The sequence below is a fragment of the Myxococcus sp. AB036A genome (assembly GCF_006547355.1).
Taxonomy (GTDB): domain Bacteria; phylum Myxococcota; class Myxococcia; order Myxococcales; family Myxococcaceae; genus Myxococcus; species Myxococcus virescens.
This window is the reverse complement of record NZ_VHLC01000101.1, coordinates 1-18,361: the sequence shown is the minus strand read 5'-3', so window position 1 is coordinate 18,361 and position 18,361 is coordinate 1. Positions and strand designations below refer to the sequence as shown.

The window sequence follows — 18,361 nt, the reverse complement described above, 5'->3', positions numbered from 1 at the left end:
GTGCACGGCAGATAATCAGGGATGTCCGCGAAGATGAGCCTGCCTTCACCGCAGGGTTTTCCACGGACACCCGAACAGCGACGGCCCCGCCCGGCGTCTCGAATGGACGCCGGCCCGGGGCCGCTTGAAGCCAGAGAACACCGGGAAGTCGCTGGCGAGCGCCCTACCCCGGACCGCTGCCGTGGCCCTTGGGGGCCTCGTCCTGGAAGAAGATGTCCTTGATGGTGAGCTTGGTCACCTCGCGGTTCATCACCGCGATGGAGGTGACGAGCGGAATCTCCTTCGGGCAGACCTTCACGCAGTTCTGCGCCTTGCCGCAGTCCTGGATGCCGCCGGGCCCCATGAGCGAGCGCACGCGCTCCTCGGAGTTCATCTTGCCCGTGGGGTTCATGTTGAACAGGCGGGCCTGGCTGATGGCCGCAGCGCCGACGAAGTCGTTCTCCTGCGTCACCTGGGGGCACGCCTCCAGGCAGCTTCCGCAGGTGATGCACGTGGACAGCACGTACATCACCGACTGGTCCACGGGCGCCTGGCGCGGGCCCGGCCCCAGGTTGTGCGTGCCGTCGATGGGCACCCACCCCTTGATGCGCTTGAGCGCGTCGAACATGCGGTCGCGGTTCACCGTGAGGTCACGCACCACGGGGAACTTGCTCATGGGCTCCAGCGTGATCGGCTGCTCCAGCTTGTCGATCAGCGCCGAGCAGGCCATGCGCACGCGGCCGTTGATGTTCATGGCGCAGCTGCCACAGACCTCCTCCAGACATGCGGCGTCCCAGATCACCGGGGCCACGCGCTTGCCCTCCACGGTGACGGGGTTGCGCTGGATCTCCATCAGGCACGAGATGACGTTGGCGCCCTTCACATAGGGAACCTTGAACTCATCGAAGTGACCTGGCTTCGCGGGATCATCCTGCCGCCAGATGCGGAAGGTGATGGTCTTGGTGGTGACAGCGGATGCTTGTGCAGTGTCCATGTGGCTCGACCCTTCACTTCCAAATCGGTTGAGTGGTTCCCGTCTCAGGCGTACCAGCGCGGCTCGGGGTCAAGCACGGGCGTGGGGATGTCCTCGTAGTGGATCTTCGGGCCGGCCTCGCTGTACGTCGCGATGGTCGTCTTCGCCCACTTCTCGTGGCGCGCACGCCACAGGCTCATCCACTCCGGGTCCTGCGTCGGGTCCTTCGTCTTCGGTTCGGGCAGCGAGAAGTCCGGCTTGTAGTGGGCGCCGCGGCTCTCGTCGCGGAGCAGCGCGCTGGTCGCGATGACCTCGCCCAGCTCGAACATGTTCCACAGCTGGTTGGTGTACGACAGCGCGCGGTTGGCCACGTTGCCCGTGTCCAGCACGTTGACGTTCTTCCAGCGCTCCTTGAGCTCGCGGATCTTCTCGATCGTCTTCTTCAGACGGTCGTTGTAGCGCACGACGGTGCAGTTCTCCGTCATGGTGTCGCCCAGCTCCTTGGCGAGCCCGTACGGATTCTCCGGGCCGCTCATCTTGAGCATGGTGGCGAAGCGGTCCTGCCAGTACTGCCTGGCGGCCTGGAAGTGCTTCTCCGGCATCGCCGCGGCGCTGGTGCCCTGGCTCTTGGCGAAGGACGCCATGGCCGGGCCGCCGATCATGCCGGAGTAGATGCACGACAGCAGCGAGTTCGCGCCCAGGCGGTTCGCGCCGTGGAAGGCGTAGTCCGCCTCACCCGCGGCGTAGAGGCCGGGGATGGTGGTGGACTGGTTCTTGGGGCTGCCCTCGGCCGGCGTCTGCGTCTTCGGGTCGGCCTCGAAGTTCACGTACAGGCCGCCCATGGAGTAGTGCATGCCCGGGAAGATGACCATGGGCACCTTGCGCGGGTCGTCACCGACGAACTTCTCGTAGATCTCCATGACGCCCTTGATCTTGGCGTCCAGCACCGGCGCGGGGATGTGCGTGACGTCCAGGTACACGCCGTCCCGGCCGTTGATGCCCATGCCCAGCTCGCGGCAGACCATGAAGATCTCGCGGGTGGCCACGTCGCGCGGCACCAGGTTCTTGTACTTGGGGTACTTCTCTTCCAGGAAGTACCAGCGCTCCGCCTCCGGGATCTGCTGAGGCGCCCGCGTGTCGCCCTTCTTGCGGGGCACCCAGACGCGGCCGCCCTCGCCACGCACCGACTCGCTCATCAGGCGGAGCTTGTCCTCGCCCGGAATCGACGTCGGGTGCACCTGGATGAACTCACCGTTGGCGTAGTGCGCGCCCTCCATGTAGGCGCGGCCCGCGGCGGTGCCGGTGTTGATGATGGAGTTGGTGGAGCGTCCGAAGACGATGCCCGGGCCACCCGTGGCCAGGCAGACGGCCTCGGCCGGGAAGGTGCGGATCTCCATGGTGCGCAGGTCGACGGCCACGCTGCCGATGCAGCGCCCGTTGTCGTCCTTCACCGTGCCGAGCCACTCCCAGTACTCGTACTTGGTGACCTTGCCCTCGGCCTCATAGCGGCGGACCTGCTCGTCCAGCGCGTAGAGCAGCTGCTGGCCGGTGGTCGCGCCGGCGAAGGCCGTGCGGTGGTGCAGCGTGCCGCCGAAGCGGCGGAAGTCCAACAGACCTTCCGGCGTGCGGTTGAACGTCACGCCCATGCGATCCAACAGGTAGATGATGCCCGGCGCGGCATGACACATGCCCTTCACCGAAACCTGCTCCGCGAGGAAGTCGCCGCCGCGCAGCGTGTCCTTCACGTGGATGTCCGGGTGGTCGCCTTCGCCCTTGGTGTTCACCGCGCCGTTGATGCCGCCCTGGGCACAAACGGAGTGGGAACGCTTCACCGGGACGAGCGAGAGCACATCCACCTGGTGGCCCGCCTCCGCGAGCTTGATCGTCGTCATCAGCCCGGCGAGGCCGCCGCCCACCACCGTGAACCGCGCTGCTGGTGCCATCATCGTCTCCTTGACTGCCGGACGTCGGACACTGCTCGTTTGAGCCGGCCCGCCAGGTGGCGCGCCAGGGCCCGGACGTCCCGTGCGAGTTCTACAGGCTAGTTAACTTGGTGAAAACGCGCTGCAACGATGGCGTCCGGGGCAATTAGCCCGCGTCATCCACAGCATCAGGCACAGGGCCCGCCGGGTTACCCCAGCGGGCCACACGTGACTGTCCAGCGACTACAGCTTGACCGAGTCGACCGTCTTCTTGACCGACTGGAAGGACTTCTCCAGCTCGGCCTTCTCACTGTCGTTCAGCTCGACGGTGTGGATCTTCTCCACGCCGCCCGCGCCGATCTGCACGGGGACGCCGAAGAAGTAACCGTTGATGCCGTACTGGCCCTCCAGGAGGGCGGCGGCCGGCAGCACGCGCTTGCGGTCCAGCAGGAAGCTCTCCGCCATGGCGATGGCGGACGCCGCGGGGCCGAAGTAGGCGCTGCCCGTCTTGTACAGGCCGACCAGCTCCGCGCCGCCCTCACGGGTGCGCTTGATGATGGCGTCCAGCTTGTCCTTGGCGATCAGCTCCGTCAGGGGCACGCCGCCCACCGTGCTGTGGCGGACGAGCGGAACCATGTCGTCGCCGTGGCCGCCCAGCACCAGGGCCTCCACGTCGCGGATGGAGCAGCCGAGCGCCTCGGCGACGAAGCACTTGAAGCGGCTGGTGTCCAGCACGCCCGCCATGCCCGCGACCATGTGCTTGGGCAGACCCGCGATCTTGTGGAGCGCGAACACCATCGCGTCCAGCGGGTTGGCCACGTTGATGACGAAGGCGTTGGGGGCGTGCTGCTTGATGTTGCCCGCCACGTCCGTCATGATCTTCAGGTTGATCTCGAGCAGGTCCTCGCGGGACATGCCCGGCTTGCGGGGCATGCCGGCCGTGATGATGATCACGTCCGAGCCGGCCACGTCCTTCCAGTCCGTGGTGCCCTTCACGCGGCAGTCGTAACCGTCGACCGCAGCCAGCTGGTTGATGTCCAGCGCCTTGCCCTTGACCAGACCCTCGGCCGCCGGGATGTCGTACAGCACCACGTCACCGAGCGACTTCTGCACGGCGAGCAGCGCCAGGTTGCCGCCGATCTGACCGCCGCCGATGAGGCCGATCTTCTTCTTGCCATTCTGAGCCATGGATTCGCCTCTTCCAGATCCCCGTCCGGGGACTACATGTTCTTGATGATGGCCTGCCCGAACTCGGAGCACTTGACCTCGGAAACGCCGCTCTGCCCTTCCTGCTTCATCAGGCGGGCGAAGTCGTAGGTCACGGTCTTGCTGGCGATGGCGCGGTCCATGCCCTGGATCATCAGGTCGGCCGCCTCGTGCCAGCCCAGGTGCCGGAACATCATCTCACCGGAGAGGATGACCGAGCCCGGGTTCACCTTGTCCTGGTCGGCGTACTTGGGCGCCGTGCCGTGCGTGGCCTCGAACACCGCGTGGCCCGTGACGTAGTTGATGTTGCCGCCCGGCGCGATGCCGATGCCGCCCACCTGCGCCGCCAGCGCGTCCGACAGGTAGTCACCGTTGAGGTTCAGCGTGGCGATGACGTCGAACTCATCCGGACGGGTGAGGACCTGCTGCAGGGTGATGTCCGCGATGGAGTCCTTGATCAGGATCTTCCCGGCGGCCAGCGCGGCCTTCTGCTCCGCGTTGGCGGCGTCCTCGCCCTTGGCGGCCTTGGTGGCCTCCCACTGGTCCCAGGTGTAGACCTTGTCACCGAACTCCCGGGCGGCCAGCTCGTAGCCCCACTTGCGGAAGGCGCCCTCGGTGAACTTCATGATGTTGCCCTTGTGGACCAGCGTGACGCTCTTGCGCTTGTGGTCCACGGCGTACTGGATGGCGGCGCGGATCAGCCGGTCGCTGCCCTCGTGGGACACCGGCTTGATGCCCAGGCCCACGTCGGACGGGAAGCGGATCTTCCCGAACTCCTTCGGGAACTCCTGCTTCAGCAGGCCCAGGAACTTCTCCGCGGCGGCCGTGCCGGCCTCGAACTCGATGCCCGCATAGATGTCTTCCGTGTTCTCACGGAAGATGGTCATGTCGACCTTGTCCGGCGTCTTCACCGGGCTGGGCACGCCCTTGAAATAGCGCACGGGGCGCAGGCAGACGTACAGGTCCAGCATCTGCCGCAGGGCCACGTTCAGCGACCGGATGCCGCCGCCCACCGGCGTCGTCAGGGGGCCCTTGATGCCCACCAGATAGGTGCGGAACGCCTCGACCGTCTCATCGGGCAGCCAGTTGTTGACCGCCTTGAAGGACTTCTCGCCGGCCAGGACTTCGTACCAGGCGATCTTCTTCTTGCCCTTGTAGGCCTTCTCCACCGCGGCGTCGAACACCGCCTGGGACGCACGCCAGATGTCGCGGCCGGTGCCGTCGCCCTCGATGAAGGGGATGATCGGGTTGTCCGGGACGGACAGCTTGCCGCTCTGCAGGGAGATCTTTTCTCCGGATGACGGGGGCGCCATGGATGTGCTCCTGAGAAGGTGTGACCGTGTAAGAATCGGCGGGGGATAGTCGAGAACCCGCCCCGCGACGTCAAGGAGTTTGGCCACGGGCTCACGCGGAACGACTTATCGGAGCCAATGGCCGGGCGCGGAGTAACGGCCGGCCCTCGCGCGAGCACGAAACGACACGCTCAGCATCCCCGGCGGCTCAACGAAAAAGGAGGGCCGGGCACTGGCGGCCCGCCCTCCTCCTCCGCTTCAAGTCGTGGATCAGCGGCGGGCATGGCGGCCCGCCCGGACTACCAGCTGGACATCCCCGGCGCGGGCAACTCCACCGTCACGATGATGCCGGCGGCCGCGCTGCTGGCCACCTCCAAGGTGCCACCCATGGACTCCGTCAGTTCCCGGGCCCGGGCCAGCTTGCGGTGCAGCGGCCCCACCAACATGGGCGACAGGAAGACAGCCTGGAGTTCCCGCGAGGACAGCGACGCCCCCGCGACCTGGACCTGAAAGCGGGGCGGCAGGTCCCCGAAGTCGTCGGCGGAATCCACCATCACACGAACGCCCTGCCCGTTCGATGCATCCGCCGCGTGCGCCAACAACAGCAGCAGCACCTGCTGCAGCCGCCGGTGACTAACATTAGCGGGGACCGGATCCTCGGGAAGCTCCAGGGAAACCGGCACTCCTCGTAAGCGGCGCGTGACTGAGAGGAGCTCCACCGCGCCGCCAACGACCTCCGCGACATCCACCCGGAGTACGTCTGGCGAGTCCACCGGCATCAGGCCCGCGGCGCGGCCGTGAACAGGCGCTTGGAGTTGCTCCAAAGCCTGCGTTCCTCCCACAGCGCTCACGACAGCACTCATCCCTCACACCTCCCGCTCGCTGGACTGAGGGAACTCTAACGAGCGGGTCTGACGAACGCCATTTCACTGCGAGAAAGTACGCACAGCCTGCCAGACTTATGACATTACAGCCGCGCAGCATCTTGGCCGTATGAGTGTGCCGTCGCCGCGAATCGCTTCGTAAGACTTGGAAGTGGGCTGCTGTCACCTACGACCCACGGACGTCCATTCCGCCAGCCAGAAAACAGCCTGACTGCACAAATCCGATTTGACTGTTCCTCGGAAATCCGTATGATACGGACCTATAGCGATTCGCCGCCTAACGCAGCACCGCTGGAGCAGGGAGGAACAACCGTGCTTGCAATTTCGACGACTGCATCTGGGGTTCCTCAGCACCGGAGAAGGGGGCGCCTGATTATGGAAGGGGGAAACCCGCTCTCCGACCGTCGGTCGGTCGAGTTCCGCAGCCGTGACGCGCTGTTCAATGTGATTCCGCTGCCGCCCGCCGAGGCCGCGCTGGATGATTCGGGCTACTCCCTGCACGGGACGGGCGCGGATGCCATCACCTGCTCCGTGGGCACGCTGGATGGCGCCATTGGCGTGGTGACGCGGCTGAGCCCCACTGTGGTGTGGGTGATGCCCAAGGGTGAGGTGGACACCTCCGACGCGCGCGGCCTGCCCGTCTATCTGACCGGCTGTGGCGTGACGCTGGGCCCCATCCGGGGCGCCTTCATCCGCACGGACGCGGATGCGGCCGGGTCCCCGGTGGGGCTGCAGTTGGCGAACGTCTCCCTGGAGCAGGGCCGTCAAATCCTGGCATTGCTGGCGGACGCGCTGAAGCGTGGCGTCGCGGAGCCGGCCGCGTCTGCCCTTCCGGTGCAGGACACCATCGACGAGGCTGAGCGCATCCGCGCCATCCTCCTGGCCATCAGCACCGCGGGCAACAAGGGTGTGCTGCGCCGCATGGGCCGCACCGTCCGCCTGGTGTTGGAGCGCTACAACGCGGAGACGGAGCAACTGGAGTGGCACGCCGAGGACCCGGTGACCGACTGGGGCGAGGCGCCCTACGACATCGATGTCATCGGCCACAACAGCGCGTACCGCATGCGCCTGGAGGCGGGAACGCCGGACGGCCAGCGCTTCACGTCGCCGCTGCCCGACGTCCTCTTCCGCATCCGTCACCGCTGGCACCGCCGCTCGCCCGCGCCGGAGGGCGTGCGCGTCACCTTCCACCACCCGCTGTGGCGCGAGCAGGGGGAGATGGAGCGCGCGGTGTTGGACCTGTCCTTCTCCGGCATGTGCATCCGCTGCCGCCCGGAGGACCTGCTGTTCCCGGGCCTGCTGCCGCCCCTGCTCGAGCTCCACACGCCGGACGGCCAGTCCATCAGCCTGCGCGGTGAAATCCGCTACGTCACCAGCGCGCGCGCCGACGGCACCGTGCTGTGCGGCCTGAGCGTGTCGCCCTACTCTTCCGACGAGGCGCGCTGGGTGCGCTTCGTCTCCCAGACGACCAATCCCAACACTTGCACCAGTGATGTGCAGGAAGAGGGGCTCTGGGATGTCTTCACGCTGTCTGGCTTCTTCAGCCTGGCGAACAAGTCCTCTCAGGAATTCGACGTGCTGAAGCAAGCCTTCAGCCACATGGCCAAGCGCGCCGCGGAAGTTCCGCAGCTCTTCTGCCAGGCCGTCTGGCCGTCCGAGCGCGGCCCCGAGGCGACGCTGTCCATCATGAAGTCGTACCGGCACACCTGGATGGGACACCAGGTGGCGAAGCGCCCGGGCAAGCCCGCCATCAAGGGGCTGGAGCCGGGCCGCATCATGCACGACCTGTACGTGCGCTGCTTCGAGCACCCGCAGAGCGACGCCGACTTCCGCTGGGCCGTGGCCTACGTGGAAGGCCTCAACCCCTGGATCGCGCGCGCGCACGTCCGCTACGGCGAGCGGCACATGGCGGCGAACCCGGAGCTGGCCTTCACGCGCAAGGTCCACATGATGGACGTCTACACGCACGAGCAGACGGGCCGGCTGCACGAGGGCATCACCATCAGCCCCGCCACCTCCGCCGAGCTGACGCTGCTGACGGACCACATCGCCCACTCGCGCCCGTCCTGCTACGTGGAGGCGCTCGACTTCACGCGCGACCGCATCGACATGCGCGCGGTGCAGGGACAGTGGAACACCTTTGGCCTGGAGCGCGAGCGCGAAATCCTCATCGCGCGCCGCAATGGCGTGGCCGTGGCCGCCGCCGTCCTGGAGCTGGGCCAACCGGGCACCAATCTCTACAGCCTGCTCGACATGGCCAGGCTGTTCCCCCTGAGCGACGCGGGGCCGTCCACCTACGTCGCCCTGGTGGATGCGGCACGCCGTTGGTACGCCGCCCGCCACCGCCGTTCGTTCCACTACCTCTGTGAGGACGACGGTGGGCAGTACGTACAGGACGCCGGGATTCACGCAGGCCCGGACCCGTACATGTGGATCATCTCCGCGAAGCTGATCCCCGACTATCTCGAACACATCAGTGAAGTCTCCATCGGGCGCCGAAGCGCTCCCAACACTCGCCAGGGGTAATGAATATGAGCAAGCAACTCGTGGAGGAGCTGTACACGCCGAACCTGACTGCCACCCGTGAGCGCATCAAGACGGACCCCCGGCTGAAGGTGCTGCTGGACGACAAGGCGGACCCCGCGCTCTTCGAGGCCTTCCTCATCACCTGGAACTCGCTGGGCGTCTACATGACGGAGCCGGTGGACGGGTGGATTCGCCGCGCCGGTGAGGCCACCGTGAAGGTGGGCCTGGACGACGTGGGCCAGAAGCTCATCGCCCACGCCAAGCACGAGGCCGGCCACCATCTGATGATGGTCGAGGACACCAAGCACTTGGTGGCCCGGTGGAACGAGCGCCGCAACCCCAAGCTGAACGCCGAGGAGCTCATCGCCCAGCCGCCCACGGAGGCGATGAAGGAGTACCGGGAGATTCACGAGAACACCATCACCGGTGAGATGCCCGCCGCGCAGGTGGCCATCGAGTACGAAATCGAGGGCCTGTCGACGGTGCTCGGCCCCGTGATTCTCGAGCAGGCCAAGCGCGTCTGTGGCGAGGACATCCTCCAGGGCATGTCCTTCCTCAAGGAGCACACGGAGATTGACGTGGGTCACACCGCGCTCAACGAGGTGATGCTCAACAAGCTCCTGTCGCAGGTGCCGGACAAGGCGCCCATCATTGCCAAGACGGGCGCCAGCGCGCTCGACATCTACCTGCGCTTCATGGGCGACTGCGTGGAGCGCGCCGGGAAGCTGGTCCAGTCCGCCGCCGCGGCCTGAGCCTCCCCGCAGCCCCACTTCGCGGTCGTACGGCGCCCCGGCCCGGGCGCCTGTTGTCTTTCCGTTCCCCCGCCTTTCAGCCCGCCCGCCGGACCTCCGCGCCATTCGGACGCGAGTGAGGGCGGACGCGGCCCTTGAGCGAGCCCAGGAGGTGGCCCCGCTTGCCCCCCCCTGCGATGCCGAACACGTAGCGGTCCGGCCGGAGCACCACGAGGTCGGCCGCGTACTGCACGAACCAGGCGCCCAGTCGGCCGTCCAGGTCCACCAGCGTATCCGGCCCGCCATCTCCCGCGCGGTCCGCCGCGGCCAGCTGCCACCAGCGTGCTCCGAGTTCGTCCGCCAGGGCCCGTGCCTCGCGCTGGGCCTCCTGGGACGCGCCTGGACGCGTCAGCACCACGAAGCCCTCGCCCAGGCAGTCATCCAGCAGCGCCGTCTCCCCGTCGGGCCGCTCCACGCGCGGCTGTGGGAAGTAGGAGCCTTCCGGCACGTCCCCCTTCTCGCGTTGGGCGCCGTGCATGAAGCCCCGGCGCAGCGGCATCTGCGGCTTCACCTTGTAGTCGCGGATGAAGTCGCCCGTCACCGGCAGCCAGTACATCACCTGGATGAGCGCGTTGCGGACGCGAGCCATCACCCGCCCGCCCGACATCATCACCCGACCCATGGCGTCCGAGCCGCGAATCACCTCCGACACGTGACCACGCCGCTCTTCCTCGTAGGTGTCGAGCAGCGACGCGTCCGCCGCGCCCGCGAGCACCAGCCCGAGCTTCCAGGTCAGGTTCGCCGCGTCCCGGAGGCCCGCGCAGAGCCCCTGCCCCAGGAAGGGCGGCATCAGGTGCGCCGCGTCGCCCAGGAGGAACACGCGGCCCACCCGCCACTGCTCGGACATGCGGCTGTGGTACGAGAAGATCTTGACGGAGTCGAGCTCCACCGAATCCGGGTCCAGGTAGTAGCCGATCAGCCGCCGCACATTCTCGAGCGAGCGCGCCGCCTTCAGGTCCGCATCTGGCTCCAGGATGATGTCGAAGCGAATCTCGTTCGGCGCGGTGCGCGCGATGAATCCCCGCCGCACGGGGCCGCACAGGTAGCTGGTGAAGTCGGGCTCGGGTGAGGACGTCCTCACGGTGATGGCCAGCGAGTGCTCCAGCGCCGTCGTCCCCACGAGCTTCAGGCCCAGCCGCCGGCGGATGGAGCTGTGCGAGCCGTCGCACGCGAGCAGGAAGCGCGCGCGCACGTTGACGGCACGCTCCCCCGCGACCTCCTTCACGCGGGCGGTGACACCATCTTCATCCTGGACGAACGACTCCACCTCGTGGCCCAGCCACAGGTCCACGTGCGGGAAGCGCTTCAGGCCCTGACGAAGCACCGCCTCCATGCGCGGCTGCTGGAAGAAGGCTGCGGGCACGTAGCCGAACGGCCGGTCCAACCGGGTGAAGTCCACCTCCGCCAGCGAGCGCAGCGAGTCATTCAGGTACTGCAGCCGCTTGCACGGATAGAAGCCCGCGCCCAGGTCGCCCACCAGCCCCGCGGACTGGAAGATGCGCTGGCCCTCGTCATCCACGCTGATGGCGCGGGACTGGCCGTGAGGCGTGACTTCACGCTCCACCACCAGCGTCCGAATCCCCTGCTGCCCCAGGAGGTTCGCCGCCATCGCTCCCACCGGACCACTGCCCACGATGATGACATCAACGGACTCCGGAGCCATCTCTCCCTCCCGTTGCGAGTACGCGTGCTGAGCTGCCTTTGAGTCATTTCGATATCAAAATCAGCCACGACCTGGAATGTCCTGTTTTCACTCGGAAGCCGGCGTCATTCTCCACCCTCCCCCCTGCGTTGTCTCTTCAACTCTTCAACGTCGGGTGTGGAAATCCTTGCATGTCTGAGTTTTGACCTTGGGAGTGAAAGGTTGCAGCCGTATCAGCAATCACGACGGGGGCACGGCGCGGACGACGCAAGAATGTCCACGTGTCCCAGGTCCGCGCAGGAAATGCAGGTCCCTCCTCGGAGGGCAGGCGGCCGCGCGGGAACACGACATCCCGGAGGGGCTTTTGAAAGATGGCGACCACGTCCGCGGGTTGAGACGGCGACCCTTGTCGGGAAATCGCCACTGACCGCCAGCTTCAACGCGTGGCGTCGTGATTTTCGCGACTTGAAGAGGTCGGATGTGCCCGAACACTGCGGCGCGAAGGAGCACGCACATGGAATGGCTTGAGTTCTCCCGTTGGTCCCCGGAGGTCGAAAAGCAGCTGGCGATGCAGGCGGCCCGACTGGGCACCTTCGAGCACCGGGGCCCGCAGGCCTCCCGTCGGTCCGGGGCTGCCACCACCGTGTCGGCCACCTGCCGGCTGAGCACCGTCCTGCGGCAGTTCCCGCGGACCAATCCCTGGGGCCACCCGATCTCGGAGTGCTGAGACAGGGCGCCCGCCCCATCGCCGTGGGTCAGCGAAGGGCGTGCCGTCTCAGGACGGTGCGCTCGACCTTCCCCATGGCGTTACGAGGCAGCGCGTCCACCCACACGAAACGCGCGGGCGTCTTGAAGCCCGCCAGGGACTGACGGCACCACGCCGTCAGTGCCTCGTCCCCGGGGTGCGGTTGCCCCGGGCGCGGCGCGACGAAGGCCACGGGCCGTTCGCCCCAGCGGTCGTCCGGGAAGCCCACCACGGCGGCTTCCTGCACCGCGGGGTGATTGAGGAGCACCGCTTCCACCTCCGCCGGGTAGATGTTCTCCCCACCTCGGACGATGAGGTCCGTGCGGCGTGACAGCACGGTGAGCCGCCCCCCACCATCCAGCACACCGACGTCCTTCGTGCGCAGCCAGCCGTCGCGAACCGCCTCCTGGGTGGCCTCCGGACGCTGCCAGTACCCGGCCATCACCGTGGGCGCGCGCACCTCGATGTCGCCCTCCGCCCCTGCGCCGAGGACTTCGCCCCCTACGCCGACGATGCGCACCTCGACACCCGGCAACGGGACGCCAGCGGTACGGCCGTCCGCATTGTCCGGGTGCTCGGTCGTGACTTGTGAGCAGGCCTCCGTCAGGCCGTACGTCTGAAGGGCTCGCAGGCCCGCAGCCCTCGCTCGTGCGAGGAGGGGCACGGGCACCGGCCCTCCGCCTATCAGCGCGCATGCGAAGGAGTCCGGCATGCGCCGGTCACCTCGGGCGTCCAGCACTCGCTCCAGCGTCGTAGCCACGAGGCTCGCGTGGGACACGCCCTCCTCGTCGATGGCCCGGTTCGCCGCATCGGCGTCAAAGCGTTCGTGCAGGACGAGGCAGCCTCCCTCGTAGGCCGTGCGAGTGAGCATGGCGATGCCCCCCACGTGGAAGAGCGGCAATGTGCCCAGCCAACGCGGGGCTGGATGCGCCCCCAGGTTGGCCGCCGAGGCTCGTGAAGACGCCCGGAAGTTGCCTTCGGTGAGGACCGCGCCCTTGGGCCGGCCCGTGGTCCCGCTGGTGAAGAGCACGACCCGGGGCGACGACGCCTCCAGGGGCTGGCACGTGGAAGCTCCCGTGGAGACGGCCTCCGCGAAGGACTCGAGTGGCTGGGCTCCAGGGAGCCGCTCCACCAGGGGCCCCAGCGCCAGCCTCAAACGCGGCTGGATGTCCTCCACCATGGGCGCCAGCTCCGCGGACGTGAGCCGGGCATTGAGTGGCGCCAACACCGCGCCCAGCCGGCCCAGCGCCCAGAAGAGGCACACGGAGGCGACGTGGTTCGTCGCGAGCGACGCCACCCTGTCCGAAGCGCCGACGCCCTCCGCCTCGAGTGCGGCAACCCATCGGGAGACTTCCGCATCCAGCGCCTCATAGGACCAGGAGCGGCCCGCGAACGTCAGGGCCTCCGCCTGGGGCTGATGACGAGCGCCTACTCGAATGGGACACAGCAGGACCGACATTCCGTCACCTTGGGGCTTCATTAACGGAGGCCAATCCGTGGGCTCCCATGTGCCGAGCCGTCACACCAGTGACTGGGAGCTCAGTCCGAGCCCCGGGGTGCTCGACAGGCGAATGACGCCTCGCTGCGGATGGTACGGATGATCTTCGGGCTCCTTCGCCAGCAAGCGCCCAATAGCGAGCCCGGAGGCCAGCGCGCCGGATGGCAGTGCCGCCGCGAGGTGTGCCGCGCCGGCCCGCGCCACCACGCCATCAATGGAGCTGGTGACATAGGCCTGCATTCCGAGCCGCGCCGCGCGCATCGCGACCACGAGGCACGGCAACAGTCCGCCCAGCACCATGGGCTTCAGCACCACCGCGCCCACCGCCGGGCCACCGCCCAGCAACGGGTCCACCGTCAGCAGCGCCCGGAGCGCATCGGGAGAGGCCAGGGACTCGTCCGCCGCCACCGTGCAGGGGGCGCGGCGCTGAACGCGCCAGAGCGCCGCGAGGTCCTCCGGCGGCGTGGGCTGCTCCACCAACTCCAGGCCGTACCAGCCCAGCCGGTCCAGGGCGCGCTTCGCGTCAGGCTCGGACCAGCCGCCGTTCGCATCCAGCCGGAGCTTCACGTCCGGCCCTACCGCGTCGCGCACGGCCTTCACTCGCGCCTCGTCGGCGTCCAGCGGCCGGCCGGCGACTTTCAGCTTCAACGTGCCGAAGCCCTCGTCCACGGCCTGCCGGGCCTCTTCCGCCAGGGCCTCGGGGGTGTCGGCGCCCAGCAGCGCGTTCACCGCCACTTCCGTCCGCGCCTCCTCCGCCAGCAGCCAGCACAGCGGTACACCCTGGCGTTGCGCGAGTAGGTCCAGCAGCGCCAGCTCCAGCGCGTGTTCCGCGGCCGGCATGGCGCCCGCTGGCGTCACCTGACGTGCACGGATGCGCACGCCGTCGCCTCGCGCCACGGCAGGGGGGAACGGCGACAACGTGTCCTCGATGGCCCGGACCGAGTCGCCCAGGAACTGGCCCTTCAGCTCGGACAGCCAGGCGTTCAGCGTCACGCCACAGTCTTCAAGCGACTCGGTGCCGAACGCGGGCAGCGGCATCGCCTCGCCCAGACCTTCGCGCCCCTCCTCGTCGACGACGCGGACGAGGAAGCCTTCTCGCACCGCGTGCCCCCCTTGTGACGTCTTCAGGGGCTGGCGCAGCTCCAACCGGAGGGGAATGAGCGAAACCTGGGCAATCCGCATGGCCTCACATCATCGCAGGTAGAGGCCCAACGCGAACAGCACTCCAAACACGAGTTGGAGTCTGGCCGTGGACCCCAGCGCCGGATTCAGCGCGGCCCCCTCCTGCTTCAACACCTGCCGCAACGGGGGAACCGCCAGGGGCAGGCTCAGCAGGGACAGGAACACCCAGGGGCTGGCCAGCTTCAGCGCGTACATCGCGAAGGGCGTGGCGTACGACATCACCAGCAGGAGGAGGTACTCCGCCTTCCCCACGCCCGTGCCGAAGCGGACCGCCAGGGTGCGCTTGCCAGCCTTCACGTCCGTCGTCACGTCGCGCAGGTTGTTGACGACGATGAGCATGGTGCCGCTGGCGCCCACGGGCACCGCCGCCCACCACGCCGCGGGGTCCACCGTCCCCGCCTGCACGAAGTACGTCCCCGTCACCGCCACCAGGCCGAAGAAGATGAAGACGAACACGTCTCCCAGGCCGTTGTAGCCCAGGGGAAAGGGGCCGCCCGTGTATGCGTAGCCGCACAGCAGCGACGCCAGGCCGATGGCGATGATGGGCCAGCCGCCCACCGCCACCAGGTACAAGCCCACCGCCGTGGCCAGCGCGAAGCACACGCCCGCGCCCGCCAGCACGGTGCCCGGCGCGATGAGGCCACTCTGCGTCACGCGCTGAGGGCCCAGCCGTTCGTGCGTGTCGGCGCCCTTCTTGAAGTCGTAGTAGTCGTTGATGAAGTTGGTGCCAATCTGGATGAGCACCGCGCCCAGCAGCGCCGCCAACGCGGGCAGCAGGCGCCCCACGCCCGAGCCGAACGCGAGCCCCGTGCCCACCAACACCGGCACCAGCGCCGCCGTCAGCGTCTTGGGACGCGCCGCCATCACCCAGTGCATCACCCCGGGACGGGGCTTCACCGACAGCGGGCCCGGCGCCGGAACCGACGTGCTCACGACGTCACCCTTCCCTCGCGCGCGGTCATGGGGCTGTCGAACTGCGGAGCCTCGTACCAGGGCGTCTGGAGGAACCCGAGGACTTCACGGGCATAGGCCTCCGGCGCCTCCAGGTGCGGCGCGTGGCCACAGCCTTCGAAGGCGTGGCGCCAGACCACCGGCAGCTCCGTGGCCATGCGGCGGGCAATCTGGGTGAACTTCGAATCCAAAGCACCCGTCAGCAGCAGCGTGGGCAGCCGCTGGGCATGCAGCTCCGGCCAGAAGTCCGGCTGGACACCCAGGCCCAGACACTCCAGCGCGCCCGCGAGCCCCTCCGCCGTGCAGGCGCGGCGCTGTGAGCGCAGCGCGTCCTTGCGCTCCTGCGGAAGCTGGCGCAGGCCGTCGAACAGCGGCAATTGCTCCCAGCGGTCCACGAAGGCGTCCACGCCTCGCGAGCGGATGAAGGCCGCCAACTGTCCGTCCGCCTCACGCCGGGCCGCGCGCTCCTGGCGCCGATGCAGCCCTGGCGAACCACTCTCCATGATGAGCCGGCCGAAGCGGTCCGGCGCGCGCACGGCCGCCGCCAGCGCCACGCGTGCCCCCTGCGAATAGCCCAGCAGGTCCACGGGTCCCTGCCCCAGCGAGTCCACCAGCGCGACGAGCGCGTCCACCGTTTCCACGAAGGCCTCACGCCCCCGCTGGTCCGGCAGCGGCGTGGCCCCATGTCCGGGGAGGTCCACCGCCACCGCGCGCACGTCGCGGCCCAGGAGCGGACGCAGCCCGTCGAAGGCCCTGCGGCTGCCGGTGAAGCCATGCAGCAACACGAGCGGCCGGGAACCCTCACCCCACGTCTCGTAAGCCAGCTTCACGCCCATGGTCCTTCTCCCAGTGAGGCCGCCATTCGAGCGAACAGCCGCCGGTGCTCATCCACATTCGCGTTGCGGTCCACGCGCACTTCCACCAGGTGGAGCCCACCCTCCAGGCCCTCGCGCACGGCCGACCTGAGCGCAACGGGCGTCTCCGGACGGTGGAGCCGGGCGCCGCCCAGCGCCGCCGCGTGGGACAGGTCCACACCGTGCGGCGTACCGAAGAGCGTCTCGAACGTGTCCCGCGGCGCGACCTGGGCGATGGGGAGGAACGAGAAGATGCCGCCCCCATCGTTGTTCACCGCCACCACCGTGAGCGGCACTCGCGTGCGCGACGCGGTGACGAAGGCTCCCACGTCATGCAGCAACGCCAGGTCCCCCGTGAGCAGCACAGCGGGTCGGCCCGCCGCGGCCGCCATGCCGAGCGCGCTGGAGACAATGCCGTCGATTCCGTTGGCCCCTCGATTGGCCAGCACCCGCAGCGGCACCGTGCCCGCCGGAGCGAAGGCATCCAGGTCGCGGATGGGCATGCTGCTGGATACGAAGAGCGGCGCGCCCGCGGGAAGCGCCGCCACCACCTCGCGAGCGATACGCGGCTCGGAGAGCACGTCGGGCTGCTCCGCGAACGCGGCCTCCAGCGCCGTGCGCACCCGTTGCTCCGCGGCCAGGAAGCCTCGCGCCCACGCCCCCGCGCCGCGCGCGAGTCCTCGCGTCAGGGCCTCACAGGCCGCCACCGCCGAGCCCTCCACCACCGTGGACGCGCGGTGCGCCGGGTCGAACAACCCGCCGCCGTCACTGAAGAGGACGATGTCCGCGCCCGAGCCGTCCAGCCACTGTTGAGGCACCTTCGGCGTGAGCCCGCCCCCGAAGCGCAACACGAGCTCCGGACGGTGCGCCTTCGCGAACGGCGCGTGCCGCAACATCGCGTCGTAATAGGACAGCGTGAGCGGGCCGCCGCCGTAGCGGGCCTGCGAGGTGGACTCGGCCAGCACGGGATAGCCCGTGGCCTGCGACAACGCGCTGATGGCCGCCGCGAATCCATCCATTTCATCGCGCGGACCACACACGATGACGCCGCGAGTGGTCGCGGCAATCCGGCGGCGCACCTCGTCCAAGGTGGCCGCGTCCGGCGCCGGCTCGGGCGGGACGATGCGCGTCAGCGGCGCACCGGCGCGGCCCGACTTCGCGAGCGCGCTCAGGGAGGCCTCGGGGAAGGGTTCGGCGATGGGGGCCAGCGGCTCGCGGAACGGGACGTTGAGCTGCACGGCGCCCCGCGGCGCGCGCCACGCGCTGACGACCGCGCGGGCAACGGTGGCACGCATGTGAATCAACGCCGCGTCATGCGCCTCGGGCTGACCGAGGTCCGCGTAGAAGCGCGCGTGCTCTCCGAAGAAGCGCGCCTGTGGCACGGTCTGCGGCGCGCCCCAGCCCTGAAGCTCCAGGGGCCGGTCCGCCGTCAGCACCACCAGGGGCACATGCGACAGCGCGGCCTCTATGACCGCCGGGTAGAAGTGCGCGCCCGCGGTGCCGCTGGTCGCCACCACCACGGCCGGCGCGCGCGACTGCTTCGCGAGCCCCAGGGCGAAGAAGCCCGCGCTGCGCTCGTCGATGACGGACCACGTGCGCAGCCCCTCCGTCCCGGCACAAGCCAGGGCCAGGGGCGATGACCGGGACCCCGGACACACCACCGCGTGACGAACCCCACCGCGCACGAGCTCTTCCAGCAACGCGCGTGCCCACAGCACGTTGAGGTTAGCGTCGGACGACATCCCCGCCTCCCAGGGCCCGCAACATGGCCAGGCTCTTCATCTCCGTCTCCCGCCACTCCGAGTCCGCGTTGGAGCCAGCCACCAGCCCCACGCCGACGAACAGCCGGGCCTTCGCGCCCTTCACGCGCGCCGAGCGCAGCGCCACCATCAGGTGCGCCCGCCCAGGCCCCACCC

The 18,361-nt window shown here is 68.7% G+C and carries 15 protein-coding genes; 3 read left to right on the top strand and 12 right to left on the bottom strand.

All coding sequences use genetic code 11. From position 1 onward, the window contains the following. Positions 1-163 precede the first annotated feature (163 nt). The 5 genes from sdhB to FL344_RS30705 form a co-directional block, all read right to left on the bottom strand. Positions 164-973, bottom strand: coding sequence for a succinate dehydrogenase iron-sulfur subunit (gene sdhB, locus FL344_RS30725; RefSeq protein ID WP_090491458.1), 810 nt, complete (start codon positions 971-973; stop codon positions 164-166). A gap of 44 nt (positions 974-1,017) precedes the next feature. Beyond that, positions 1,018-2,895 (bottom strand): succinate dehydrogenase flavoprotein subunit, encoded by a 1,878-nt coding sequence (sdhA, locus tag FL344_RS30720; protein WP_141621040.1) that lies wholly within the window; start codon positions 2,893-2,895, stop codon positions 1,018-1,020. Between the two features lie 222 nt (positions 2,896-3,117). Continuing rightward, entirely contained in the window at positions 3,118-4,062 is a 945-nt protein-coding gene (mdh, locus tag FL344_RS30715; RefSeq protein ID WP_141593869.1) for a malate dehydrogenase, read from the bottom strand. A gap of 32 nt (positions 4,063-4,094) precedes the next feature. Next, positions 4,095-5,393: an NADP-dependent isocitrate dehydrogenase gene (gene icd, locus FL344_RS30710; RefSeq protein WP_141593870.1), complete on the bottom strand. Its 1,299-nt coding sequence runs from the start codon at positions 5,391-5,393 to the stop codon at positions 4,095-4,097. Between the two features lie 278 nt (positions 5,394-5,671). Further along, entirely contained in the window at positions 5,672-6,223 is a 552-nt protein-coding gene (locus tag FL344_RS30705) for a HAMP domain-containing histidine kinase (protein WP_141621034.1), read from the bottom strand. Between the two features lie 408 nt (positions 6,224-6,631). On the opposite strand from FL344_RS30705, the gene FL344_RS30700 reads away from it, so the two are divergent. Both FL344_RS30700 and FL344_RS30695 read left to right on the top strand, forming a co-directional pair. After that, positions 6,632-8,782 carry a hypothetical protein gene (locus FL344_RS30700; RefSeq protein WP_228558514.1) on the top strand — a complete coding sequence of 717 codons (2,151 nt, stop codon included), beginning with the start codon at positions 6,632-6,634 and terminating at the stop codon, positions 8,780-8,782. A gap of 5 nt (positions 8,783-8,787) precedes the next feature. Next, entirely contained in the window at positions 8,788-9,534 is a 747-nt protein-coding gene (locus FL344_RS30695) for a hypothetical protein (protein ID WP_228558515.1), read from the top strand. A 76-nt stretch (positions 9,535-9,610) separates the two neighbouring features. Here FL344_RS30695 and FL344_RS30690 read toward each other — a convergent pair whose 3' ends face one another. Continuing rightward, positions 9,611-11,236 carry a bifunctional 3-(3-hydroxy-phenyl)propionate/3-hydroxycinnamic acid hydroxylase gene (locus FL344_RS30690; RefSeq protein ID WP_141621033.1) on the bottom strand — a complete coding sequence of 542 codons (1,626 nt, stop codon included), beginning with the start codon at positions 11,234-11,236 and terminating at the stop codon, positions 9,611-9,613. 493 nt (positions 11,237-11,729) lie between these two features. Here FL344_RS30690 and FL344_RS30685 point away from each other — a divergent pair, with 493 nt between their 5' ends. Further along, entirely contained in the window at positions 11,730-11,942 is a 213-nt protein-coding gene (locus FL344_RS30685; RefSeq protein WP_020478306.1) for a hypothetical protein, read from the top strand. 28 nt (positions 11,943-11,970) lie between these two features. Here the strand turns inward: FL344_RS30685 and menE are convergent, their stop codons facing one another. From menE to FL344_RS30655, 6 genes are all read right to left on the bottom strand, one after another. After that, positions 11,971-13,419, bottom strand: a complete 1,449-nt coding sequence (menE, locus tag FL344_RS30680; protein WP_141621032.1) for an o-succinylbenzoate--CoA ligase — start codon at positions 13,417-13,419, stop codon at positions 11,971-11,973. Between the two features lie 60 nt (positions 13,420-13,479). After that, entirely contained in the window at positions 13,480-14,640 is a 1,161-nt protein-coding gene (gene menC, locus FL344_RS30675; RefSeq protein WP_141621031.1) for an o-succinylbenzoate synthase, read from the bottom strand. A 9-nt stretch (positions 14,641-14,649) separates the two neighbouring features. Next, positions 14,650-15,573, bottom strand: coding sequence for a 1,4-dihydroxy-2-naphthoate polyprenyltransferase (locus FL344_RS30670; RefSeq protein WP_141621030.1), 924 nt, complete (start codon positions 15,571-15,573; stop codon positions 14,650-14,652). Further along, the gene (gene menH, locus FL344_RS30665; RefSeq protein WP_090491447.1) at positions 15,570-16,427 is read right to left on the bottom strand and encodes a 2-succinyl-6-hydroxy-2,4-cyclohexadiene-1-carboxylate synthase; all 858 of its coding nucleotides are present in this window, start codon (positions 16,425-16,427) and stop codon (positions 15,570-15,572) included. The genes FL344_RS30670 and menH overlap by 4 nt, the downstream gene beginning before the upstream one ends. Further along, entirely contained in the window at positions 16,418-18,187 is a 1,770-nt protein-coding gene (gene menD, locus FL344_RS30660; RefSeq protein ID WP_141621029.1) for a 2-succinyl-5-enolpyruvyl-6-hydroxy-3-cyclohexene-1-carboxylic-acid synthase, read from the bottom strand. The genes menH and menD overlap by 10 nt, the downstream gene beginning before the upstream one ends. Next, on the bottom strand, positions 18,171-18,361 hold a 191-nt coding region (locus FL344_RS30655), incomplete at its 5' end, for a chorismate-binding protein (protein ID WP_171452779.1). The genes FL344_RS30655 and menD, both read right to left, overlap by 17 nt.

What these genes read in the sequence shown, in the direction of transcription:
- menC (WP_141621031.1), bottom strand. Translation starts at nt 14,640, where the DNA reads ATGCGGATTGCCCAGGTTTCGCTCATTCCCCTCCGGTTGGAGCTGCGC.
- icd (WP_141593870.1), bottom strand. Translation starts at nt 5,393, where the DNA reads ATGGCGCCCCCGTCATCCGGAGAAAAGATCTCCCTGCAGAGCGGCAAG.
- sdhA (WP_141621040.1), bottom strand. Translation starts at nt 2,895, where the DNA reads ATGGCACCAGCAGCGCGGTTCACGGTGGTGGGCGGCGGCCTCGCCGGG.
- sdhB (WP_090491458.1), bottom strand. Translation starts at nt 973, where the DNA reads ATGGACACTGCACAAGCATCCGCTGTCACCACCAAGACCATCACCTTC.
- FL344_RS30695 (WP_228558515.1), top strand. Translation starts at nt 8,788, where the DNA reads ATGAGCAAGCAACTCGTGGAGGAGCTGTACACGCCGAACCTGACTGCC.
- FL344_RS30700 (WP_228558514.1), top strand. Translation starts at nt 6,632, where the DNA reads ATGGAAGGGGGAAACCCGCTCTCCGACCGTCGGTCGGTCGAGTTCCGC.
- FL344_RS30690 (WP_141621033.1), bottom strand. Translation starts at nt 11,236, where the DNA reads ATGGCTCCGGAGTCCGTTGATGTCATCATCGTGGGCAGTGGTCCGGTG.
- menH (WP_090491447.1), bottom strand. Translation starts at nt 16,427, where the DNA reads ATGGGCGTGAAGCTGGCTTACGAGACGTGGGGTGAGGGTTCCCGGCCG.
- FL344_RS30685 (WP_020478306.1), top strand. Translation starts at nt 11,730, where the DNA reads ATGGAATGGCTTGAGTTCTCCCGTTGGTCCCCGGAGGTCGAAAAGCAG.
- menD (WP_141621029.1), bottom strand. Translation starts at nt 18,187, where the DNA reads ATGTCGTCCGACGCTAACCTCAACGTGCTGTGGGCACGCGCGTTGCTG.
- menE (WP_141621032.1), bottom strand. Translation starts at nt 13,419, where the DNA reads ATGTCGGTCCTGCTGTGTCCCATTCGAGTAGGCGCTCGTCATCAGCCC.
- mdh (WP_141593869.1), bottom strand. Translation starts at nt 4,062, where the DNA reads ATGGCTCAGAATGGCAAGAAGAAGATCGGCCTCATCGGCGGCGGTCAG.